A 24,268-nucleotide genomic window follows, 5' to 3' on the forward strand; every position below is an offset into this window, starting at 1 on the left:
GCTCAGGTAAAATGCCGGTTCTCTTTGGGGAGTAGCCAGCTTCCGAATCACTCGGAAGAGCCCGTGTCAACATTCTCGACTTTCTGTCGTGGCACGGGTAGCCAAATGCGGTAGGCGAGACCATTGACGTTTCCACGCCTTTGGTCGGGCGTGTGGCTACGTCATGGATTTCGCCCGACCCGGAACCACCCCATGAATTTCCCCTCTTTGATTCTCCTCGCGCTTGCGATGTCTACCGACGCCTTTGCAGCGGCCATCGGCAAGGGCGCGGCCATGCAACGGCCCCGGTTCTTGCAGGCATTGCGTATCGGCTTGCTGTTTGGCGTGATCGAGGCCATCACGCCGATCATCGGCTGGCTGATCGGATCGATCGCCACCGAATGGGTCGCCGCCTGGGATCACTGGATCGCCTTCACGCTGCTGCTGGTGCTGGGCGTGAGCATGGTGCGCGAAGGCCTGAGCAAGGCCGACGACGATGAAGCCGCGCCGGCGCAGAATCAATCCGTCATCAAGCTGGCCCTGACAGCCGTGGCCACCAGCATCGACGCCATGGCGGTCGGTGTGGGCCTGGCGTTTATCGACGTCAGCATCGTCGAGGCCTCGCTGCTGATCGGCCTGGCGACCACCGTCATGGTCACCATCGGTATCCTGCTGGGGCGGGCGTTGGGCGGCTTGATCGGCAAGCGGGCCGAGATCATCGGCGGCATCGTCCTCATTGGCGTGGGGGTGGCCATTCTCTATGAGCATCTGGGCTGAGACGGCCGGATTATTCTGGTTGGCAGCCGGGCACCGGTTGCGTGGTGCCGAGAGTGATGATGCCTCGGTGTCCGCACAGGTGTTGCCACCATCGCGGGGGTGAGGGGCGGCGCCATGCCGGCTTGTAAAAAAAGTCGCTGGGTCCCGGCCTTCGCCGGGACGACAGGACACTTATAAATTAACCTCCGTCGCCTTCGCGGAGAGGCCCGGGTACATTCTTGTAACAGGGCACTCGCCTCTAAGCCCGGTGGCTTATCAATCAACTTCAGTCGCCCTGACGAAAGTCAGGGTCCAGCGTCTTTCAGCACCCCAAGGCCGCCCCGAATCTTCGCCGACTTGGCAATTTGTATAAATATTTAGACAAGTTGCCTTGTGTTGCTGATAAGTATTTGTTGTGTCTGGGCAAATTTCTTCACAAAAACATACGTTCCCGTTTTGCGAGAAGAGTGCTCAGCAGTAAAATTCCGTGCAGAAATAATTTGAAGATAAACGGGGTTTTACGGGGTGTAGTTTGCTTGTCCAAAATAGAAAATATAAGTGCGCCAAAGTGGGGGCTGCACTGTGGTTGTTGGTGTCTTGTCATGTGGGTTCAGCGCAAACGGTGCAGACGGGGGACAGCGAAGAGCAGCGACGGCGCGCCCGCGCTGAAGCTTCAGAACGCGAACGTCAGCTGAATGCGCCTAAAGTTGATTTACAGGAAACGGTCGAAGCACCGGACTCCTTAACCCTTCCAACGCAATCGCCGTGCTTCACGATCGACAGTTTCGTGCTGCGCGTGCCCGAGCAGCTTCCCGCAGCGGCGCATGCCGCCGGCGCCAGCGCCTTGCAGCAGGATCCTTTCCGCTTCGCGCAGCAATACCTGGAGCAATATACCGGCGCCTGCATTGGCCGTGATGGCCTGAACCTGATCGTCAAGCGCCTCACTGCGTTGATCCTGTCAAAGGGGTACAGCACGACCCGCCTGGGTATCCCGGCGCAGGACTTGTCCTCGCGCCAGCTGGAACTGACACTGGTGCCGGGCCTGATCCGCTCCATCAAGTTTTCAGCCGAGGCAGATAGCGCGAACTGGAAAAATGCCTTTCCTACCGGCCCTGGCCAGTTGCTGAACCTGCGCGATCTCGAGCAGGGACTGGAGCAGATGAAGCGCGTGCCAACCCAGGACGTGGCGATGGAAATCGTGCCCGGCGAACTGCCCGGCGAGAGCGATGTGGTCATCAACGTCAAGCGCGTGAAACCCTGGAGGCTCACGCTGTCACTCGATGACAGCGGCGCCAAGGGCACCGGCAAGCTGCAAAGCAGCGCCAATTTCGCCTGGGACAACGCCCTTGGCCTGAACGACCTGTTCAATGTCGGCGTCAACACCGACGCCGATCGCCGCGGGCAGCAGCGCGGCACCACCGGCGGCAATGTCTATTATTCGATTCCCTACGGTTATTGGACCTTCTCTGCTGCTGCCAGCACGTTCTCGTATCACCAGCAGATAGCGGGCCTGTTCCAGACCTTCGTCTCCAGCGGCAAGAGTCGTAACCTGGAGTTCACGGTCCAGCGCCTGTTCTACCGCGACCAGTTCGCCAAGCACAGCGTGCAGTTCAAGGTGGCCAAGCGCTGGAGCCGGTCTTACATCGACGATACCGAGATCGAGGTGCAGCGTCGCAATACCACCTTCGCCGAACTGGCCTGGGTGCATACGCGCTACATCGGTGATGCGCAGTTCAACCTGGTGCTGGCCAATCGCTGGGGCGTGTCGTGGTTCAACGGCCAGCCCGACCTTGAACCGCGTCTGTCTGACGCGCCCACCCACCGCTATACCTTGCAGACCGTCGACGCCAGCCTGTATGCCCCGTTCAAGCTGGGCGGCCAGCCGTTCGCCTACATCGGTGCATTGCGCGGGCAGAACACCCAGTCCACGCTTTTCCTGTCGGAGCAGTTCTCGATCGGCAACCGTTATACGGTGCGCGGCTTCGATGGCGAACAGACGCTGGCGGCCGAGCGCGGTGTCTATCTGAGAAATGAAATCGAGATGCCATTGGGGGGCAGTCGCCAGGCGCTCTACGTGGGTCTGGATGCGGGACGGGTGTTTGGTCCCGGTGCCCAAACCCTGCTCGGCACCACGATGGCGGGGGCCGCTATCGGCATGCGCGGCAACGCCGGTGGCGTGCGCTATGACGTCTTTGCCGGATGGGCGCTGGTCAAGCCAGATGGCCTCAAGACGGCCACGCCGTCAGCCGGTTTCAGCATCAGCTACCAATACTAAATAATCGGGCCAGGAAAAATGAACAAGAAAGCATATCGAATCGTGTTCAATGCGCATCGGGGCGCATTGATGGTGGTGGCCGAGAACGGCTCAGGGGATCGCGGCAATGGCGCGCGGGGCGCCGTCGACGCTGCCGGCGCGGAGCCGTTGCGTCCCGCCAGGAGCATGCGCCTGGCGCAGGTGGCGGTCTTTGTCTGTGCGTTGTTCGGTGGCGTGACGGTGGTGTCGGCCCAGATCGTGGCCGACCGCAATGCGGCCACCCGGCCCGTGGTCGACCAGTCGGCCAACGGTTTGCCGGTGGTGCAGATCGTGACACCGAATGCCGCGGGCGTATCGCACAATCGCTACGACCAGTTCAACGTCGCCAGGGGCGGCGCCATCCTCAATAACGCAACCACGTACACCCAGACGCAGCAGGCAGGTTATATCGCTGCCAACGCGGCGCTGGTCGCGGGCAGCGCGCGCGTCATCCTTAACGAAGTCACCGGCGCCTCGCGCAGCCAGTTGAACGGTTTCATCGAAGTCGCCGGCCAGCGCGCCGAAGTGATCGTGGCGAACCCCAACGGCATCTCGTGCAGCAATTGCGGCTTCATCAACACCAGTCGCGGTACCTTGACCACGGGGTCGCCAGAGTTCGCCGGCGATGGCAGCGTGGCTAATTTGCGCGTGACGCGGGGCGATATCAGCATCGGCAGCGGCGGCATGAACGCCTCCAGCCTGGACCAGGTTGATCTCATCGCCCGCAGCGTGCAAGTCAACGGCGAGCTATGGGGCAAGCAGCTCAATGTGATCAGCGGCGCCAACCTGGTGAGTTATGCCAACCTCGGCGTACAGGTGATCGGGGGCCAAGGCACACAACCTACGGTCGGTATCGACCTGGCCCAGATGGGCGGCATGTACGCGAACCGGATCCGACTGGTGGGCACCGAGAGCGGCGTCGGCGTGCGCAGCATGGGTAATATCGCCGCGCAGGCCGGCGACATCAACATCGACAGCCGTGGCATGCTGACACTGGGTGGCAGCACGACAGCCAGCGGCAACATCGCTATTGCCGGTGAGAGCAATGTCGCGAACAGTGGCAACCTCTATGCAGGGCAGGCGGCCCGGATTAACGCTGCCGGCGCGCTGGACAACACCGGTGTCATCGCCGCCAGGACCGACGTTACCGTGCAGGCGCACGACATCAAGTCGTCCAACTCGATCGCCGCCGGCATCGACGCTTCGGGCAATGCGGCCAACAACGGCAACCTGACGCTGACTGCCGCCACCGACATCGATAACACTGGTGGCAATCTCTACGCCAAGGACAACTTGCTGCTGCGCGCTGGCGCCAACCTGAGCAACGTCAATGGCGTCATCCATAGCGACGGCAATCTTGACGTGGCGGCCAGCGGCGCCTTGAAGAACAACGGCGGGCGCATCGAAGCCGGCGGCAGTGCCGCGACATTCGACCTGGCCGCCGCCAGCATCGACAACAGCGACGGCAAGATCGCCAACAGCGGCAGCGGGTTGACACAGATCGACGGTGGCGCGCAGATTCTTAACGCCAACAATGCACGGGTGGCCAACACTGGTGTGATCGGTGGCAACGGCGACGTGAAACTGACCAGCCAGGCGATCAACAACGGGCAGGGCGCACAGGTGCTGGTGGGCAACGACCTGTCGCTGCAGGTTGCCTCGCTGGACAACCAAGGCGACATCAGTGCGACACGCGACCTGAACGTCAATGTGACCAATGGGTTCACCAGCACCGACACCAGTTCGCTCAGCGCCGTGCGCAATCTCAATCTGACCGCCAACAGTGTTGACAACAACGGACTGATCAACAGTGGTGCCACGACAGTGGTTCGGGCCGCGACCAGCTTGCACAATACCGGCAAGATCTATGGCGAAGACATTGCATTAGGCGGGCAGAACTTCACCAACAACGTCAACACGGCAACCAACGTGGCCGGTGTCGTGGCCGCACGCAACAGCGTGCAGATCGGCGCGGACCAGGTAACCAACAGCGAGCACGCCTTGCTGCAAAGCCTGGGCGACATGACCATTGCCGGCGCATTGGACGGCAACAACCAGGCCACCGGCAGCGCCACCAGCATCATCAACGAATCGGCAACGATCGACGCCGGTGGCGCGCTGAGCCTGCAGACGGCTACGCTGATCAATCGCAACAATCACTTCAGCACCACGCTGCAGGACGATGCCGCGCTGACCCGATACGTGACCCAATATGCCAACTGGGCGGCCCCTAACACCTGGTACGACGCCAATCAGGTCAGTTGGAGCGACAGCGGTGGTGGCGGCATCGTGCTGGTGATCCCGGACGGCAACCGCTTCGAACAATTCTACAAACGCGACTATGTCGAGGTGGTGCAGAAGACCGTGGTGCTCAGTAGTGATCCGGGCCGCATCAGTTCTGGCGGCAACATGCTGCTCTCCGGCAGCGTGACCAACGACAAGAGCGTGATGATTGCGGGCGGCACCTTGTCGGGCTCGGTGGGGGCCATCGACAACATCGGCGCCACCGGGACGCAGACCACCATCTGGCACATGACTGCCGGACAAAACTATTACCACTGGGTCAGCGGCCATCCGCACACCAACTATTACACCTATAACAACGGCGGTGCGGCCTATGACAACGTCATGGCGTCGGCCACGCTGGACTTGCCGGTGGCGAGCGTGCAGCAGAATGCCACGCCTGCGGGAATCAGCAACCCGGCCCTGAGCGCTGGCGCGCCCGGAGGGACCGGCGTTGGCGCCGGCGGATTGCCGCATTTCTCGATTCCCAACAGCGGCCTGTTCACGGTACGTAACCAGCCAGGACAGAACTACCTGATCGAGACGGACCCGAAATTCACCGACTACAAGACCTTCATCTCCAGCGACTACATGCTGGGCCGGATGACGCTCGACCCGCAGATTACCCAAAAGCGGCTGGGCGATGGCTTTTACGAACAGAAGCTGATCACCGACCAGGTGGCCGAACTGACTGGCAAGCGCATGCTCGACGGTTACGTCTCTGCCGAGGACCAGTACAAGGCGCTGATGGATTCCGGCGTAGCCAGCGCATCGCGCTTCCAGCTGACGCCAGGCATCGCATTGAGCGATGCGCAGATCGCGGCGCTGACCTCCGATATCGTGTGGCTGGTGGAGCAGGATGTAAAACTGCCTGACGGCACCACCACCAAGGCACTGACGCCGGTGGTGTACCTGAGCCGCGCCAGCACCGAAGATATCAAGCCTGCCGGAACCTTGATCGCCGGTAAGGACATCGACCTGAAGGTCAGCGGCACGCTGGACAACGGCGGTATCTTGCTGGCGTCGAATAACTCGGTGGTGCAGGCGACCGACATTCATAACACGGGCAGCATTGCCAGCTCATCTACCACGGGCAGTGTCGCGTTGACGGCCACCAACGACGTAGAGAGCAGCGGCAACATCAGCGGCAACCGGGTTGGCATCCTGGCTGGGCGCGATGTGAATCTGGTGACCACCACCGCGTCGAACATGACGCATGATGGCTTGAATACCAAGGTTGATCAGGTCAGTAGTGTCAATGCGGGGCAGTTGGCGATTCAGGCGGGGCGGGATATCAATGCGGTGGCGGCATCTGTTCAGAGCAGTGGCGATGCGGTTCTGGTTGCCAATCGCGATATCAATCTCGGGACGGTGAAGACCAGGGATAGTTACGACGTTACCTTCGATAGCCAAAACCATCTCTACACGAGCAATACCCAGGTAGCGGGTTCCAGCATTGGCACGACCGGGGCCTTGACGATGTCGGCCGGGCAGGACATCAATGCGCAAGCCGCCTACGCCAATTCTGGCGGCGCACTGGTCGCTGCTGCAGGCAGAAACATCGATCTCGGCGCCGCACAACAGGAAACGACGGTCGACCAGGCGATCTATACGACCAGCAAGGGTCTTTTGTCTTCGTCGAGCAGCCGTTCGCAGCGGGATATCGCGACCACCACCAGCGTTGGCACGACTTTCTCGGGGGATAGCGTGCAGATAGCTGCCGGCAACGATCTCACGGTGACCGGCAGTAACGTCGTCGGTACGAATGACGTGACACTGGCTGCGAATAACAACGTCAATATCGTTACCTCCAAAGACACCAATAACAACCGTTTTCAAAGCGAAGAAAAGACGTCCGGTCTCTTCAGCGGTGGCAGCTTCGGCGTAACCATGGGCAGCAAGTCGCTCGAAACAGAGCAGGCAAGCAAGCAGGTCACCAATAACGCCAGCACGGTCGGCAGCACCGGCGGCAGCATCTCGATCGTTGCCGGCAATGGTTATTCGCAGTTGGGCAGCAATGTGATGGCGCCGTCAGGCGATATCAGCATCCTCGCCAAGAAGGTAGATATCCTGGCCGCCTATGACACCCAGGCAAGCACGCAGGACATGGTGTTCAAGCAGAGTGGGCTCACGTTGCAGATCACCAGCCCCATCATTTCTGCCATCCAGACGGCGCAGCAGATGAAGAAGGCGGCTGAAAGTACTTCCGATTCGCGGATGCAATTGCTGGCGGCGGCCAATGTCGGCTTTGCGGCAAACAACGCTGTCGATGCAGTCAAGGCTGGGCAGGGTGTTGCTGTCGCTGGAAAAGACAACCCACAAATCTTGACCAACGCCAAGAATGAAGACGGAACGCTCAAGACCAATGCCGATGGCACGCCTGAAACCCGCGATGCGACTGCGGCAGATCAGGCCGGTGGCATCAATCTGGCCATCAGCATAGGCGGCAGCAAGAGTGAGAGCCATTCTGCGCAGAGCGCTTCGACCGTGCGAGGCTCGGCTGTCGCCGCCGGTGGCAACGTCACCATTGCGGCACAAGGCGGCGGGACTGACAGCAATATCGTCGTCCAGGGCAGTGATATCAAGGCAGGCGGCAACACAACACTGAAGGCCGACAACGCGGTCCAGTTGCTGGCTGCCCAAAGCACGACAGAACAGCACAGCAGTAACAAGGCCATGTCGGGTTCAATCGGTATTTCGATTGGTACAGACGGGCTGTTACTCAACGCAGGCTTGTCGGGAAGCCGTGGTCGCGGCGATGGCAATGACGTCACGCAGACAGTAACGCACGTTGATGCCGGCAACACGCTGTCTATTACGTCGGGCACCGACACGACATTGAGTGGCGCCGTCGCCAGCGGCAAGCAGGTCGTGATGGATGTGGGCACCAGTGGTTCGGGCAACCTGAACATCGCCAGCCTGCAGGACACCAGTACCTACAAGAGTAATCAGCAAAGCCTGGGTGTTAGTGTGTCGTTCGGCATGGGCAAGATGAGCGGCAGTCTCAGCGCCAGCCGCAGCAGCGTCGACGGCAACTACGCCAGCGTGATCGAACAGTCGGGCATCAATGCCGGCGATGGTGGTTTCCAGATCAATGTGGCGGGTAATACGGCTCTCAAGGGCGCTAAGATTTCAAGCACTGAGAAAGCAGTGGCCGAAGGAAAAAATAGTTTTATTACTGATACGCTTATTCAGTCTGATATTCAAAATCGCAGTGACTACAAGGCTGAAAGTCAGAGTATAGGCGTCGGCACAGGTTATAGCGGATCCAATTTTTCGATGAACGGTGCGGGATTTGGCATGGGTGGTGCTAGTGGGAGCCAGAGTAGTGTGACGACGTCAGGAATTTCGGGTATCGCAGGAGATACCTCTGTCAGAAGCGACAAGGACAGTAGCGGAAAAATCAGCAAGGACTGGGACGGCCAGCAGTTGCAAAACGATGTGGTCGCACAGGCACAGATCACACAGATGTTCAGTAAAGAAGCAGGGAAATCCATCGCCTCCTACTCTGCGGGAGAACGTGAGCGGTTGAAGGAAGAAATCAAGAAAGCCAAGACTGACGAAGAGAAGAACGCCTTGCAGCAAGAGATCAAAGATATAACCATGCAGGAGCGGGCACTCAATGCTTTGGTAGGATTTGTGACCGGAATGGGTACCATGGCACTCACTAAGGAAGGGATATCTACTGTTGCAGACAAAATGCGAGACTGGACCATCGAGGATTCAATGAAATTTCCCGGTGTAATCGATGGAGATGTGGTCCTTAGCAACCAATCCGGGCCGAGCGGCGGCATCCGTGGCGATGATTTCAAAGCTGGCGGAGTACGTGTTGATCTGGATGCTGTTTGTGGTGTTACCAATGAGCGATGCAAGACTCAATACGATACAGACGGCGCCCAAATCCTGGACGAACGGGGTATTCCAAAATTAGCGCTTGATGCGTATGGAAGAGTGCAATTCGACAGTAAGGCTGCGGATATGTCCTTGACGGCCTTCCTGGATAAACACCCCGACGCTCAACTCATGGTGGGACCAACCGGGGGAATTCAGGGGAGCAAGGGTACCTTGTTCGGAGCTCCTTACGCGCCAGGAAGCTGGCAAGATAAGCTAATTGAATCATTTGCGGGGAGCCATGACATGCTGGGTGGCAAATGGAGCGGTCTATATGATGATCAAGGCAATATTAAGCGGAATATGACGGATCTCGAGCGGAAGATCTACGATAATGCCGTGACGACGACGGCCTTGTTGCCAGCGACGCCGTTGGCGCTTTCGGAGTTTTTGTCACCAGCATTGTGGAATGCGGTAGTGACAGCGTTGAAAATGGGAATCAAATGAATGGCATTTTCCGAATCGGTGTCCTCTTCGCTTCGTCCGTCATTTTTTCCGGTTGCAGTGTGTTATGCATCGGTGGGACGGCAACATGTGGCATGAGTGATGAGGCAAGATATCGGCTGCTTCATCCTAAAGCCTATGGTCAGAAGTGGGAGAAGAAAGATGCGAGCATTGAGAGCTGGCGGCAAGATTGGGTGGATTGCGGCGGGGGGGGGAACGGCAGTTATGGAGTTTACATGCCGCCCGGATCGACCTCGGAGCAAATGCAAATAGCTTACGGGGAAAAGATCAATTCATTAGATGTTTGCATGATTCAAAAAGGATACATATTTACCGGGGCATGTTACGACAATGAAATCGGGCGAGGTTCGGTTGCGTGCCGGGGTAGAGTCCTCACGCCGTTGCGATAACGGAAATCATCCAAGTAACCTGCTTTAAACCCCCGTCATCCTGACGAATTTCAGAACCCAGCGACGTCAACTGCACCTCTCCGCCGCTGGCTCAATCAAAAGAACCCCTGCGTAGGCATCCCCACACCATTAATACTCAAATTCCCCAGCGCATAAGCCCTATGCTCGGTATGGTTGTGCGAAGAAATGGTGCGGATATTGCGCCAATGCCGATCCAGGTTCAGGTGCGCCAGCGTGGCCGATGCGCCAGCGATATCTACCGCTACAACGCACATATTCATTTACATTGAATGTTCTACAAACCGATTCGCCGACACGGCTCCACAGGCGACCTGTCACCTGTAGAGTTCGAGAAGCGCTACGCGCTAAATGACTTGTGAGTGTCTACTGAAGGCTGGTCGGTCCAATCAATTGACGTCAGAGTGGCATCGTGAACTAGCGGAGAACTACTGGTGCAGATGATCGATTTGAAAAGAGCTTGCCGCGTTTTTCTTTATCTGGCACCTGTAGTGGGAGCAGCCAGATGCCTATTCCTATTTTTGTCTGGTCAACGTGCAGAACTACCATTTTGGATAGTTGGCGTTGCATGGGTCACCTGGATTCTCTTTGCGTATTGCTATGACAAGGATTTGCCTGCAGTAGGTCCGTTTGGTTATAACAATGGAAAAAATCAACCAGCTCGCACAATTTACACAGTAGTTATTCCGACTACGACGCTTATCGTCTTGTTCTTTTTTACTTAGCTTTATTTCTGCTGTCAAAAGTACGTCTTTACTCGCAGCCATACCCGGCAATACCTCGTACGTTTTTTCTAGATGCTGCGGTTAAAAATCAGCGTCTGATATGCAAGGTTCTACTTTTTTTATAGCAAAGAAAGGGCGCACTTTTGGTGGAAAACAAGTTGGAGTTAATTTCGGTAACACTACTTCTTTGGGCGGTTCTGTTGATCCATATTTGATCCGGCAACAAATCCATGGGGGCGAGCAAAGAATACTTGGAATTTATTGCAAGGTGTGAAATGAGTCTTGGCTTCGGAATTGTTGCGATATCACTGTTGTCGGTATTTGTTACTTATGGTTTGTTTGGAAGAAAGGTAGAGAATTCATTTCGCAGCAAGTTTTTCTATTGGTTGAAATCCACTATTCTTTTAGCGGTACTTTTATTTTTTTGGTTTGGGCACAAGGAACCAGGCGGATTTAGCTGGCTCGGCGTTTTAATGAGTTTTGGTTTATCTGGTCTGTTTAATTTATGCCGCTCGCAAATAGGGGCTGGATTATAAAAAGTGAAGAGCTATTGGTAGACAAGGCTCCAGATGTCTGGCTGTCTGAGAATCCTCCCTTACTTAATACTAACGTGGCGCCTTCAGCGATTAGCGCAGCATTTGAGTTATCAGGATTTGTAGGAGGAGACGGTATCCAACCGTAATTAACGGTGCTGCCGTCGTCTCAAGAGTTAGGGGCCGGTCGGCGATAGACGCCGCCAGGACGACGGCCCATATACTGGTCACCATAAGTATCTACATCCCCGTCATCCTGACGAAAGTCAGGACCCAGTGACGTTAGCCGCGCCTCTCCGCCGCCAAACCAATCAAAAAAAACCTGCGTAGGCAACCCCACCCCATTAACACTCAAATTCCCCAACGCATAAGCCTTATGCCCGGTATGGTTGTGCGAAGAAATGGTACGAATATTGCGCCAATTCCGATCCAGGTTCAGGTGCGCCAACGTGGCCGATGCCCCAGAGATATCAAACAGTGCCGTGATCATGGAATTAATGAAAAAAAACTTTTTCTTCTCGTTGTTATGGTTTTTGATCGCTGGATCGATAGCGCCACTTGTAGCGATGTTCGGAGCGTTAAATCATATACCAGTGACTTTAATTTATTGTTCTTTTATATGGGGAAACTTATTAATTTTAAAAAGAATAGAAATTCGTTTTGAAGTCGGGAATGCGGGAAATGTAATATTTAAAAATATCTTTCTGGCGATTGGTTGTCTTATCGCGATATTTAACTTGTGGAAATTATTTTTCGCTGAATTTTTCTCTATTTTTTTCCCTGGCAAAGAAGACCTGGCTTCTTTATTTAATATTTCCGGAGATATCATTCTAAGTATTGGATTTCTTGAGGGTATTTTGCTGTGGGGTTATGCATCTCTTAGTTACGGGAAGAGCTCTTTTTCTAACCGGCGGAAAATATTTCTTCGTTATTTTTTGATAATAACAATGTCACTTTTCTTGCTGAATACATTTCATCTAGATGGAAAGTGGGTGAGGGACATCTCAGGTTATTAATTATGTGCCAACAAGGCAGGCATCCCGCTGCCTCCAGGCCAACACCGACCCAACCAATAATGCCGTAGCCGATAAAACCAAGCCTCGTTGCAAACCGCCGGCGCTATCGGCAATCCATTTATGTAATGCCCCCTAAAAGAAAACACCGTATAGCTGTCCAGGAAAAAATTAACATGGTAAAGACGAATAAACCCATGAAGGACATTTTGCCAGACGTAGAGACCATGCCTGCTTCTCTTCCTAGGGAGATGGAAGAAATTTTAACGGCAGGTTTCAACAAGGTAGAGGATGCGGTATTTTTCTCTACGCAATTTGATAGGGATTGTCTGCCTGATTCTGAATTTATAGAAAGTGCATACACAGATTTAAGTGGATACGAATTTTCTGTAAATAAATTGCATCTGGAAGATTATTGCAACTTCCAATGTCTGCGGGCTGGCATGTTATTCACTGATAAGTTTGTGCGCCTTTGGAGAAGCCAATTCTCTGCAAGTGCTATCGCTTTACTTAGCTATGATAAAAATCCAGACTTTGGAGAAATTTGTACTTTTCGATTTCATAAGAAGCGAGAGGGGGAGCTAATTATTGATCTTGAAAAAATAGAAGAATTTTCAGCGCCTCTCCTCGTGGTTGATACATCCCTGTGGCGAAAGTAGATTTTTCTCGGCGTGTGGTTAACCAATCTAGGATCGATCAGCGCCACCTTCGTGGCTTTTTTGTTATACCCATTCAGCAGCGTTAATCCACCTGTTATTTTGCACCGACGGTGATTGGAGTAATTGCGGTATTGATAGCGTTCATCGGTTCCTTAAGTAAATCGGAGCGACCAAAAGAGAAAGAGATGGATAAACACTAAAGAGTGCGCGGTAGTGTACTGCTCATGCTCATCATGTTTCGGCATTTGTGCAGGTGTTGCCTTCGTCTCAGCGATAAGGATCCACCGGCGATAAAAGACGCTGGATCCCGGCCTTCGCCGGGACGACGGCCTCCATATCGATCGCCATCAATGTCTGCACCTCCGTCGTCCTGACGGAAATCAGGATACTCAAATCCCCCAACGAATAAGCCTTATGCCCAGTATGGTTGCGCGAAGAAATGGTACGAGTATTGCGCCAATGCCGATCCAGGTTCCGGTGCGCTAGCGTGACCGATACGCCTGCAGTATCAAACAGCGTCGTGGCCGCATGGTGCGCAATCCGATCCACGGTGATCTTGGCTTTGGCGGCTGCAGCCGCCGCCGCTTGCAGATGCAGGTCGACATCAGGGCCGTTCTCGGCCAGCGCGGCATAGGTGTAGCTGACGCCGCAGACCCGTTCAGCCTGATCGGGGCACTGCGGTCGAGGCCCGTTCGACCAGTTCCGGGGTGGCGGTCACTCGCATCACGGGTGAGCTGCTGGTGCGGTTGATCAGGGCCAGCAGCAATTCGATCGCCATCTCGGCGGCGCTGTCGGTCGGCACCGCCACGGTGGTCAGGGCCGGGCGCGACAGGCGCGCCCATTGAATGTCGGTAATGCCAATGACTGAGATGTCGCGCGGCACCTGCAAACCGAGGTCGGCGATGGCGTTCATCGCGCCCAGCGCCGGCAGGTCATTGCTGGCGAAGATGGCGGTCAGTTGCGGGGTCGCCCTGAGCATGGCGATGGTGGCATCGTAGCCGGCCGCGACCGTGTCGGCGATGAACTGGGTGCGCTGTGGCGGATGCTTTTGTCCAGCCTCGGCGCAGGCGTCGAGAAAGCCCTGGTAGCGCTCGGCGTGGATGCCATTCTTCTTGCTGCCGACCAGCGCGCCGATCTCGCGATGCCCCAGGCCGATCAGGTGGCGTCCGGCAATGGCGCCGGCCTGCCTGAAATCGACCGCGATGCTGGGCAACTCCGGCGGCGCAGAGGGTTTTTCCCACATGCACAGCACCACCGGCGCGCCGCGCTGCTGGGTCTTCTTGAGATCGTCGATGGGCAGGTTGGCGTTCATGATCAGCACACCGTCCGACAAGGTGCCGGCAATCTGGTCGAGATAGGCGCGACCGGTCACCGGATCGTCGTTGGTATTGCAGACAATCAGGAAGCGGCCATGCGCACGCGCGGCGCGTTCGGCCGCCAGCGCGAATTCGGGGTAGAAGGGGTTGGCGATGCTCGATACCATCAGCGCCAGCGTCGGCGCCCGGCCTTCGGCCAGCGCCCGCGCCGTCAGGTGCGGCCGATACCCCAGTTGCTCGACCGCTTCCAGTACGCGCAGCCGCGTCTGCTCGCCGACCTTTCCGCGTTGACGCAGAACATTGGAGACGGTGGCAGAGGTCACGCCGGCCAGGCGGGCTACTTCGGAGAGGGTCGTCATGGACTAAGTAAAATTGGCGCTGTCGCATTCAATCCTCTATCCCGGACCTTGTCAACGATGGCCGTGACGGTCTTGTTTCCTGCGAAAAAGCTGTCAGGCGGCAAGCGCGAATTCTTGTTGCGTCCTAAAAACAAGATGGGTATCATCGGTCGCAACAAGTGTTAAAAAAACACGCCAGCAAGTGGCATCACAATCAGAACAACGATGTGGAGACAAGCCTGATGAAATATCGAACCGACAGCATTCCTTTTTTTTTGGATAGCCTGATTAAGCGCTTAACCTGATTCCGGTAAAAGCGTTCCAGCGAGACATTCCTCTGAGGAAAAGACGATGGCGAGCATTACCCTACGTGCAGCACAAAAAGCCTATGGCGATAGCCCGGCCGTGATCCGGAACGTCGACCTGGCCATTGGCGAGCATGAATTCTGTGTATTCCTGGGACCGTCCGGTTGCGGCAAGTCGACCTTGCTGCGGGTGATTGCGGGCCTGGAAGACCTGACCAGTGGCGATCTGCTCATTGGCGAGCAACGCATGAACGACGTGCCTTCGGCGCAGCGTTCGGTGGCGATGGTGTTCCAGAGCTACGCGCTGTTTCCGCACATGACGGTCTTCGAGAACATGAGCTTCGGCCTGACCCTGGCCAAGCTGCCCAAGGCCGAGATCGAGCAGAAGGTGCGTGAAGCGGCGCGGGTATTGCAGCTGGAAGAGTTATTGCAGCGCAAGCCCAAGGATCTGTCGGGCGGACAGCGCCAGCGGGTCGCGATCGGCCGCGCCATCGTGCGCCGCCCGGGCGTGTTCCTGTTCGATGAGCCGCTGTCGAACCTGGATGCCACCTTGCGCAGCCAGACGCGGGTCGAGATCGCTCGCCTGCACCGGCAGTTCGAGCAGGCCAGCGTGGTCTACGTGACCCACGACCAGGTCGAGGCGATGACACTGGCCGACCGCATCGTGCTGCTGCACGCCGGCGCCGACACCGCGCGCTTCGGCAGCATTGCCCAGGTCGGTTCGCCCATGGAGCTTTATCACCATCCCAAAAGCCGTTTCGTGGCGGGTTTCATCGGTTCGCCGAGGATGAACTTCATCCCGGCGGTGGTTGCTGACGTGGATAGCGCCCGGGTGACGGTGCGCCTGCCAGGGTCCGACGAAATCATCCCGGTGGCGGCCAGCGGCGCCGGGGTCCAGGTCGGCCAGCGCGTCACCCTGGGCATTCGCCCGGAGCATATGGATATCGGCAATGGCCTGCCAGCGGGTCTGGTCCGGGAGGTGCTGCTGGTGGAACGCCTGGGCGAACAGACCTATGTGCACCTGGAACAACCGGGCGGCGAGCCGCTGGTGGCCAAGGTGCCGGGCAATGCCCGCATCGCCCGCGGCGAACGCCTGCGCTTCGGCATCGCGCCGGACTGCGCCTATCTGTTTGACGAGGACGGCATCGCCCTGGAACGGCCGCAAGCCGCGCTCGGCCTGGCGGTTGCGGCCTGAGTACTACCCCATTTACTAAGGAGTGACATCGATGTCGATACGATTGGGGGTCTGTTATTACCCCGAACACTGGCCTGAAACGATGTGGGACAGCGACGCCCGGCGCATGAAGGCGCTCGGCATCAAGCAGGTGCGCATCGGTGAATTCGCCTGGAGCCGGATCGAACCGTCGCCGGGCGACCTGCGCTGGGACTGGTTGGACCGCGCCATCGATGTGCTGGCCCGGCACGGCCTGGAAGTGGTGATGTGCACGCCGACGGCGACCCCGCCGAAATGGCTGGTCGATCGCCATGACGATCTGCTGGCGGTTGACGCCAACGGTCGCCCGCGCGCCTTCGGTTCGCGTCGGCACTACGATTTTTCGTCGGATGCCTACTTTGAAGAGTCGCAGCGGATTGTCCGGCTGGTCGGCCAGCGTTATGGCAATCATCCGGCCGTGACCGCCTGGCAGACCGATAACGAATATGGCTGCCACCAGACGGTGGTCAGTTATTCGGCCGCGGCGCAGCGCCGTTTCAGGCTGTGGCTGCGTGCGCGCTACGGCAGCATCGAGGCGCTCAATACGGCCTGGGGCACGGTGTTCTGGAGCATGGAATATCGCAGCTTCGATGAAATCGATGCGCCCATCGGCACCGTCACCGAAGCGCACCCGTCGCATCGACTCGACTACCGCCGCTTCGCCTCGGACGAGGTGGTGCGCTATAACCGCATGCAGGTCGAGCTGTTGCGCGAGCACTCGCCCGGTCGGCTGATCGTTCACAACTTCATGCAGATGTTCCTGGAGTTCGATCACTACCCGGTGGCGGCGGACCTGGACGTGGCTACCTGGGACAGCTATCCGCTGGGCGCCCTGGAGGTGATGTGGTTTACGCCGGAAACCCGGGCGCGCTGGCTGCGCACCGGCCATCCCGACTTTGCCAGCTTCAACCACGACCTGTATCGCGGCATGTCGGCGCAGCCGTTCTGGGTCATGGAGCAGCAACCGGGTCCGGTCAACTGGGCCGACTGGAACCCGCACCCGCTGCCGGGCATGGTGCGCCTGTGGAGCTGGGAAGCGTTCTCCCACGGGGCAGGTTGCGTGTCGTATTTCCGCTGGCGGCAGGTGCCGTTTGCCCAGGAGCAGATGCATGCCGGCCTGAACCGTCCGGATGACCAGCTCGATGTGGGCGGCGAGGAAGCCGCCCGCGTGGCGCAAGAGATCGAGCAGGTCACACAAGCCGCCGGCGCGCTGGGACAACCGCGCGGCAAGGTGGCCTTGCTGTTCGACTACAGCGCCAAATGGCTGTTCGAGATACATCCGCAGGGCGAGGACTTCCTGTATGCGCGGTTTGCCTTCGAGTATTACTCGACCCTGCGCTCGCTGGGACTGGACGTCGATATCATCCCGGTCGAGGCGCCGCTGAACGGTTATGCCCTGATCGTGGTGCCGCCCTTGCCGGTGGTGCCGGACGATCTCGCAGCCCGGCTCCAGCATAGCGGCGCGCAGGTGGTGTTTGGCCCGCGCAGCGGTTCCAAGACGGTGTCGCTGCAGATCCCGGCGACGCTGGCGCCCGGCGCCTTGCAGGAAATCCTGCCGATCAAGGTGTGGCGCGTCGAGTCGCTGCGCCCCAATGTCAGCGAACCGGTGCAGTTGGGCCGGCTGCAGGGCCATGCCACGCATTGGCGCGACCTGATCGAGACCGGCGACGGCGTCGAGACCCTGGCTGAGTTTGCCGATGGTCATCCGGCCATCGTCAGGCACCAGCGGGTACATTACCTGGCGGCGATTTTCGATGCCGGTCTGACCCAGCGCTATTTCGAGCAACTGGCCCAGGCCGCAGGGCTCGAGCCGCAGCGCCTGCCCGACACCTTGCGCCTGCAGCGGCGCGGCGGTTTGACCTTTGCGTTCAATTACGCCGACACGGCCGTGGCGCTGCCGCAGGTTGCTGGCGCCACGTTCATCGTGGGCCAGCCGGACGTGCCGCCGCAGGGCGTGGCGATCTACCGGCCAGCGCAGGAGTAGGGCGGGAGCAGGGCAGATACACGATCAGGAAGAGTGTGAAAAATGTGCAAACAGGACGCTAGAGCCTGCACCGCATACAAGAACCGGATTTGCTAATAATTACCTGGAGACAACAATGATTAAATCCCTACGCATGGGCTTGCTGGCGACCCTGATCGCCGGCGCCTCGGTATCGGTCGCAGCGGGTACGCTTTCGCTCAATATCGCCTACAAGGGCGCGGTCCAGCGCACGGTCTGGCAATCGACCCTGGATGAATTCAAGAAGGCCAATCCCGATGTCGAGATCAAGGCCACCTTCGTCGAGGAAGAAGCCTACAAGGTGCAATTGCCCGGCTGGCTGTCGACCCAGGCGCCCGACATCATCACCTGGCACAACGGCGAACGGATGGCTTTCTATGCCAGCCGCGGCCTGCTGGAAGATGTCAGCGAAGACTGGAAGAAGAACAACTGGGACGCCACCTACGCGTCCACCAAGGATTCGTCCTCCTACAAGGGCAAGCAATACGCCTTGCCCACCGTGTACTACTCGTGGGGCATGTTCTATCGCAAGGACGTCTTCAAGACCGCCGGCATCAGTGCCGAGCCGAAGACCTGGGATGAGTTCCTGGAGGCCTGCAAGAAGCTCAAGGCCGCAGGCGTGACGCCGCTGGCGGTGGGCGGACGCGACGCCTGGACCCTGGCGGGCTGGTTCGACTACCTCGATCTGCGACTCAACGGCAATGCGTTCCACCAGCAGTTGATGGCCGGCGAGATCGCCTACACCGATCCGCGCGTCAAGAAGGTCTACAGCGCCTGGAAAACCCTGATCGACAACAAGTACTTCATCGACAATGCGCTGTCCTACGACCTGGACGGTGCGCAGCCTTTCCTGTTCCAGGGCAAGGCCGCGATGATGCTCATGGGTACCTTCATCGCCAAGGGCTTCCCGGCCAACATGGCGGCCAACATGGGTTACTTCCAGTTCCCCATCATCGACGCCAAGGTGCCGACGGCCGAAGAAGGCCCGACCGAATCGATGCATATTCCCGCCAAGGCTCGCAACAAGGTCGATGCCCGCCGCTTCCTGGCCTTCGTCGGCACCCCGGCCATCAGCGCCAAGCTGGGCGAGGGGCTGGGTTCACTGCCGGCCAACAGCAAATCGCCTGAGCCGACCGACCCGATCTCGCGCATCGGCTTCCAGATCCTGTCGGAGGCCAAGGGCGGCGTGTCGCAGTTCTACGACCGCGACATGACCAAGGAAATGGCCGACGAGGGCATGAAGGGGATGCAGAAGTTCGTCAGCGATCCGAGCAAGATCGACGACGTGCTGAACCAGCTCGAACAGAGCCGCAAGCGCATCTACAAGAAATCCTGAGCCTGAGTAGTCAGTATGTTGCAAGGTGCTTGCCCGGTGGCCGGGCAGCACCGTTTTCCGACCGCAAGCCATGCGGCTTCGGACAATAGGAGTCCATCGTCATGCTTGCGCAAACGCCTGTGATCCATCCACCAGGGAATTCCACCGTCGCGCCCCCGACGTCCAACGCCGCGTCCCAACGGCAAACGGCGGCCCGCCGCAACCGTGCAGCGCTGTGGTTTCTCGCCCCAGCCTGCCTGATGACGCTGGTCTATGTGCTGTACCCGATCGGGTACACCATCTACCTTAGTTTTTTCAACTGGGATGGCATGACCGCGCCCCAGTTCGTGGGCCTGGCCAACTACATCGAGCTGTTCCAGGCGCCGACCTTCCATACCGCCCTGAAGAACAATGTCGCCTGGCTGGTGATGTTCTTGCTGGCGCCGCCGATGGGTCTGGCCATTGCGCTCTACCTGAACCAGAAGGTGCGCGGCATGCGGGTGGTGAAGTCGCTGTTCTTCGCGCCCTTCGTGCTGTCGGGCGTGGTGGTGGGGCTGATCTTCAGCTGGTTCTACGATCCCACCTTCGGCTTGCTGTCGGTGGTGCTGGGGCATGGCATCCCGGTGCTGGGCGACGCCCGTTACGTGACCTTCGGCATCATCGCCGCGGCGCTCTGGCCGCAGACCGCCTACTGCATGATCCTGTACCTGACCGGCCTGACGGCGATCAACAACGACCAGGTCGAAGCGGCGCGCATGGAAGGCGCCCGTGGCTGGACCATGCTGCGCTACGTGATCCTGCCGCAGTTGCGCCCGACCACCTTCATGGCCTTCGTGGTCAGCATCATCGGCGCGCTGCGCAGCTTCGACCTGATCTCGGTGATGTCCAGCGGCGGCCCTTACGAAAGTTCGACCGTGCTGGCCTATTACGCCTATGACCAGGCGATCAAGTATTACCGCCAGGGTTATTCGGCGGCGGTGGCGGTGACGCTGTTTGCGATCATGCTGGTCTATATCGTCTATCAACTGCGCCGCATGCTGCGCTCGGAACGCTAGGAGAGCGCCATGTTTCCAACACCAATAGAAAAATGGAAGCCGCTCAACCGCCTGTTCTACCAGTTGTCGCTGCCGGTGGCACTGCTGATCTGGCTGTTGCCGATGCTGACCGCGCTGGTGACCTCGATCCGTTCGACCGATGAGTTGATGGCGGGCAACTATTGGGGCTGGCCACGCGACTTTGCGATGCTGGAGAACTATCGCCAGGCGCTGACGGCGTCGCCCATGCTGCATTATTTCTGGAACAGTTGCCTCATCACGATCCCCTCGGTCATCGGCGCCATCGCGCTGGCGGCGATGGCGGGTTTCGCGCTGTCGACCTACAAGTTTCGCGGCAACACCCTGTTGTTCGCCACCTTCGTGGCCTGCAACTTCGTGCCGCAGCAGATCCTGATGATCCCGGTGCGCGATCTGACCCTGTCGCTGGGACTGTTCAATACCGTCACCGGCATGGTGTTGTTCCATGTGGCCATGCAGACCGGATTCTGCACGCTGTTCCTGCGTAACTTCATCAAGCAGCTGCCCTACGAGATGATCGAGGCGGCCCGCATCGAAGGCGCCAGCGAGTGGACCGTGTTCTACCGGATCGTGCTGCCATTGATCCGCCCGGCGCTGGCGGCGCTGTCGGTGCTGGTGTTTACCTTTGTCTGGAACGATTATTTCTGGGCGCTGGTGCTGACCCAGGGCGATGATGCCGCACCGATCACGGTCGGCGTGGCGGCCCTGCGCGGGCAGTGGACGACGGCATGGAATCTGGTGTCGGCGGGATCGATACTGGCGGCGCTGCCATCGGTATTGTTGTTCTTCGTGATGCAGAAGCAGTTCGTGGCCGGATTGACGTTCGGTGCAAGCAAGGGCTAAGGGCTAACGACTGAAGGCCGAGCGAAATGAATCGGCTCGGCCCGGTTCGGTGAAGGGCGGGGCGCCGCCTGAAGGTGGCGATCAGTTGAGCAGTTGCAGCAAGACTCCGACGGTGGCGGCCATCAGGAAGCCCAGCATCCATTTCAACAGGGTGAACTGACCATTGACGTCAGCACGAAATTCGCAGACCTCGAATCGCAGTTGATTCAGGTCCGCTTTCTTTGCAAGTTCGTTATCCATGGCTTGGGCAAGTGATTTGGCGTGGGCTTCAGCCTGAGGTGTCGGGATGCCGGCGCTCTCAAGCCGCTTGATGTATTCGTGGGTGTCGAACAGTGTGGTAGACATCGTTTGTCCTGAAAAGGTTGTGCACTCGGCGTTCGGTGGATGATTGGCAACGCAGGGAAAGTGCATCAGATGTGCCATTGCTGTCTTTACATGATGATGAAACGCCACATTTCTCGTTCGATTTCGGTGTCCGACGGCGTGGTTGGCAGGAATTGACGGTCTTGTGTCATTGACGCCAACCGGGCGGAGATCGACAATTTCCGTTCCCCATCCCATTGGCTCGCTCCCCCATGTCTTTTGTCTCACCCCTTGTCGATAATCCCGCTGCCGCCGATCCGGGGCGGCGCAACGCGGCAGTCCTGGCCGTGTGCCAGGGCTTGTACACCTGCGCCATTTCGATCGACCTTACCTTGACCGCACTGACTGGCTGGCAACTGGCGCCCGACAAGGCGCTGGCGACGCTGCCGTTTGCGCTGATCACGGTGGCCGGTGCGGTCGTCACCTGGTTCGCGGCTTTCCTGATCCAGCGGCTGGGCCGGCGCCTGTCATTTGCACTGGGTGCGGCCAGTTGCACGGCGGGCGGCCTGATATCGGTGTGGTCGGTGTTTCACGGCGACTTCTGGGTCTTCTGTGCCGGCACCGCACTGGTCGGCGTTTTCCAGGCCTTTGCCCAGTATTACCGGCTGGCGGCGGCCGATGCGGTGGCCAGCCAATTCAAGAGTCGTGCCATTTCCACCGTGCTGGCCGGCGGCGTGATCGCCGCCATCATCGGCCCGGCGCTGGCCGCATGGAGCCGCGACCTGTTTCCGACGGCGCTGTTTGCGGGAGCTTATCTGGTGGTGGCGGCGATGGGCGCGTTGTCGGTGCTGGTACTGCTGCTGGCCTATCGCGAAACCTCGGTGTCGACCCCGGCGGCGGCCATCGAAGCTGGCGCCGCGGCTCGCCCGCTGGGGCAGATCGTGCGTTCGCCGGTCTTCGTGGCATCGGTGGCCAACAATGTGGCCGGTTCGATGGTGATGATGTTCATCATGACCGCCGCACCACTGGCGGCAGTCGCTTGCCACTACAGCATCGACGATGGGGCGGCCATCATCCAGTGGCATCTGGTGGGCATGTACGCGCCATCCTTCTTTGCCGGCCACCTGATCAAGCGCTTTGGCCTTGGCCCGGTGTTGCTGGTGGGCCTGGGTCTCAACCTGGGTTGCGCGCTGACCGCCATGGCCTCGACCAGTTTGCCGGCTTTCCATGCGGCCCTGTTGTTGCTGGGCGTGGGCTGGAACTTCATGTTCGTCGGTGGCACCACCTTGCTGGCGCAGGCCTATGCCCCGGCCGAGCGCGCCAAGACCCAGGGCTTCTCGGAATTGCTGCGCTATGCCGCCACCGCCCTGGCCACGCTCGGCGCCGGTCCCTTGCTGGCCCGGTTCGGCTGGCAGACGCTGAACATGGCGATCCTGCCGGTGCTGCTGTTATGCGCCATGGCGACGGCGCACTGGATGCAGGCGCAGCGGCGTGCCCGCTCGCTGGCGCCAGCATCGGATACCGCATGAGGTCCGCCATCGCCAAGCCGCCGCACCGGGTCGTCCTGCTGGCCTATGACGGCATGAACCTGCTCGACCTGTCCGGGCCGCTGCAGGTATTCGCCACCGCCAACCGGCTCCATGCAAAGGGTGACCTCTATCGGCTGCAGGTGGTCTCGGCCCGGGGTGGCGTCATTCATACCAATGCCGGGCTGCCGGTAGCCACCGAAGCGTTGGCGCAACTCGACCTGCGCGAGGCGAGCGGCATCCACACGCTGATTTCGCCAGGCGGCAGTACCGGCGATTCGTTTGTCATCGACGCCGCACTGGTGCAATGGATACGTGACCATGCCGCGTTGATCCAGCGGGTTTGTTCGGTCTGCACCGGCGCTTTTCACCTGGCCGATGCCGGGCTGCTGGACGGCTTGCGGGTAACCACGCACTGGGACTGGGCGAGCCGCCTGCAACAGCAATATCCGGCCCTGCAGGTCGATGCCGAGCCGATCTTCATCCGCCAGGGACGGGTCTGGACGTCGGCCGGCGTGACCGCCGGCATCGACCTGGCGCTGGCCTTGGTGGAGCAGGATTTCGGGCACCCGAAGGCGATTGCCACGGCGCGCCAGCTGGTGATGTTCATCAAGCGCCCGGGCGGGCAATCGCAATTCAGTGCGCCCCTGGCGTCGCAGACGGCGGGCGCCGGTCGTTTTGCCGAATTGCATGCCTGGATCGCGGCCAACCTGGGCCAGGACCTGCGGGTCGACAACCTGGCCCGCCACGTTCACATGAGTCCGCGCACCTTCGCCCGGGCCTATGTCGCCGAGCTGGGGCGTACACCCGCCCGCACGGTCGAATTGATGCGGCTGGAAGCGGCGCGCCGCGCCCTCGAAGAAACCGCCTTGCCGCTCAAACGGATCGCCACCGAAGCCGGCTATGGAGAAGAGCAGAACCTGCGCCGGGTGTTCCAGCGTCAGCTAGGCGTCAGCCCGGCGCAGTATCGCGAAAGGTTCTCTGCGCATTGAGGGCATAATCCGGGTTTGGCCAATTCGTTTCGAACCCA

Annotated in this window: 17 protein-coding genes and 1 riboswitch; of the genes, 13 read left to right on the forward strand and 4 right to left on the reverse strand. The window is 58.9% G+C overall.

From position 1 onward, the window contains the following. Positions 1–14 precede the first annotated feature (14 nt). A riboswitch (yybP-ykoY riboswitch) is annotated at positions 15–158 on the forward strand. Positions 159–192: 34 nt separating this feature from the next. From mntP to LBW87_RS06040, 3 genes are all read left to right on the forward strand, one after another. Continuing rightward, positions 193–756 carry a manganese efflux pump MntP gene (gene mntP, locus LBW87_RS06030; protein ID WP_225200543.1) on the forward strand — a complete coding sequence of 188 codons (564 nt, stop codon included), beginning with the start codon at positions 193–195 and terminating at the stop codon, positions 754–756. Between the two features lie 766 nt (positions 757–1,522). Continuing rightward, on the forward strand, positions 1,523–3,010 hold the full coding sequence (locus tag LBW87_RS06035) for a ShlB/FhaC/HecB family hemolysin secretion/activation protein (protein WP_225200544.1): 1,488 nt from the start codon (positions 1,523–1,525) through the stop codon (positions 3,008–3,010). An 18-nt stretch (positions 3,011–3,028) separates the two neighbouring features. Then, entirely contained in the window at positions 3,029–9,649 is a 6,621-nt protein-coding gene (locus tag LBW87_RS06040) for a hemagglutinin repeat-containing protein (RefSeq protein ID WP_225200545.1), read from the forward strand. 502 nt (positions 9,650–10,151) lie between these two features. Here LBW87_RS06040 and LBW87_RS06045 read toward each other — a convergent pair. Continuing rightward, positions 10,152–10,337, reverse strand: a complete 186-nt coding sequence (locus tag LBW87_RS06045; protein WP_320442712.1) for a hypothetical protein — start codon at positions 10,335–10,337, stop codon at positions 10,152–10,154. A 692-nt stretch (positions 10,338–11,029) separates the two neighbouring features. On the opposite strand from LBW87_RS06045, the gene LBW87_RS06050 reads away from it, so the two are divergent. Then, positions 11,030–11,335, forward strand: a complete 306-nt coding sequence (locus tag LBW87_RS06050; RefSeq protein ID WP_225200547.1) for a hypothetical protein — start codon at positions 11,030–11,032, stop codon at positions 11,333–11,335. Between the two features lie 166 nt (positions 11,336–11,501). On the opposite strand, the gene LBW87_RS06055 is transcribed toward LBW87_RS06050, so the two are convergent. Continuing rightward, complete coding sequence (locus LBW87_RS06055; protein ID WP_225200548.1) at positions 11,502–11,822, reverse strand: hypothetical protein; 321 nt, start codon at positions 11,820–11,822, stop codon at positions 11,502–11,504. On the opposite strand from LBW87_RS06055, the gene LBW87_RS06060 reads away from it, so the two are divergent. Further along, complete coding sequence (locus LBW87_RS06060; protein ID WP_225200893.1) at positions 11,782–12,348, forward strand: hypothetical protein; 567 nt, start codon at positions 11,782–11,784, stop codon at positions 12,346–12,348. The genes LBW87_RS06055 and LBW87_RS06060 overlap by 41 nt on opposite strands. Positions 12,349–12,542: 194 nt before the next feature. After that, positions 12,543–13,004 (forward strand): hypothetical protein, encoded by a 462-nt coding sequence (locus LBW87_RS06065; protein ID WP_225200549.1) that lies wholly within the window; start codon positions 12,543–12,545, stop codon positions 13,002–13,004. Positions 13,005–13,662: 658 nt separating this feature from the next. Here the strand turns inward: LBW87_RS06065 and LBW87_RS06070 are convergent. Further along, positions 13,663–14,679: a LacI family DNA-binding transcriptional regulator gene (locus LBW87_RS06070; RefSeq protein ID WP_225200550.1), complete on the reverse strand. Its 1,017-nt coding sequence runs from the start codon at positions 14,677–14,679 to the stop codon at positions 13,663–13,665. A gap of 330 nt (positions 14,680–15,009) precedes the next feature. Between LBW87_RS06070 and LBW87_RS06075 the strand changes: the two genes are divergently transcribed. The 5 genes from LBW87_RS06075 to LBW87_RS06095 all read left to right on the forward strand — a co-directional run bounded on the left by LBW87_RS06075 (position 15,010) and on the right by LBW87_RS06095 (position 21,409). Continuing rightward, positions 15,010–16,158, forward strand: coding sequence for an ABC transporter ATP-binding protein (locus tag LBW87_RS06075; RefSeq protein ID WP_225200551.1), 1,149 nt, complete (start codon positions 15,010–15,012; stop codon positions 16,156–16,158). Between the two features lie 31 nt (positions 16,159–16,189). Continuing rightward, positions 16,190–18,160, forward strand: coding sequence for a beta-galactosidase (locus LBW87_RS06080; RefSeq protein ID WP_225200552.1), 1,971 nt, complete (start codon positions 16,190–16,192; stop codon positions 18,158–18,160). 115 nt (positions 18,161–18,275) lie between these two features. After that, a complete protein-coding gene (locus LBW87_RS06085) occupies positions 18,276–19,514 on the forward strand; it encodes an ABC transporter substrate-binding protein (protein WP_413927618.1) in 1,239 nt (412 codons plus the stop codon). Between the two features lie 101 nt (positions 19,515–19,615). Beyond that, positions 19,616–20,548 (forward strand): carbohydrate ABC transporter permease, encoded by a 933-nt coding sequence (locus tag LBW87_RS06090; protein ID WP_225200553.1) that lies wholly within the window; start codon positions 19,616–19,618, stop codon positions 20,546–20,548. A 9-nt stretch (positions 20,549–20,557) separates the two neighbouring features. Beyond that, complete coding sequence (locus tag LBW87_RS06095; RefSeq protein WP_225200554.1) at positions 20,558–21,409, forward strand: carbohydrate ABC transporter permease; 852 nt, start codon at positions 20,558–20,560, stop codon at positions 21,407–21,409. Positions 21,410–21,490: 81 nt separating this feature from the next. Here the strand turns inward: LBW87_RS06095 and LBW87_RS06100 are convergent, their stop codons facing one another. Then, the gene (locus LBW87_RS06100) at positions 21,491–21,832 is read right to left on the reverse strand and encodes a CCDC90 family protein (protein WP_225200555.1); all 342 of its coding nucleotides are present in this window, start codon (positions 21,830–21,832) and stop codon (positions 21,491–21,493) included. 152 nt (positions 21,833–21,984) lie between these two features. Here LBW87_RS06100 and LBW87_RS06105 point away from each other — a divergent pair, with 152 nt between their 5' ends. Together LBW87_RS06105 and LBW87_RS06110 are read left to right on the forward strand one after the other, a co-directional pair. Further along, complete coding sequence (locus tag LBW87_RS06105; RefSeq protein WP_225200556.1) at positions 21,985–23,241, forward strand: MFS transporter; 1,257 nt, start codon at positions 21,985–21,987, stop codon at positions 23,239–23,241. Beyond that, complete coding sequence (locus LBW87_RS06110; RefSeq protein ID WP_225200557.1) at positions 23,238–24,230, forward strand: GlxA family transcriptional regulator; 993 nt, start codon at positions 23,238–23,240, stop codon at positions 24,228–24,230. The genes LBW87_RS06105 and LBW87_RS06110 overlap by 4 nt, the downstream gene beginning before the upstream one ends. Positions 24,231–24,268: the final 38 nt, after the last annotated feature.

The organism is Herbaspirillum sp. alder98 (assembly GCF_020179755.1).
Classification (GTDB): domain Bacteria; phylum Pseudomonadota; class Gammaproteobacteria; order Burkholderiales; family Burkholderiaceae_D; genus Herbaspirillum.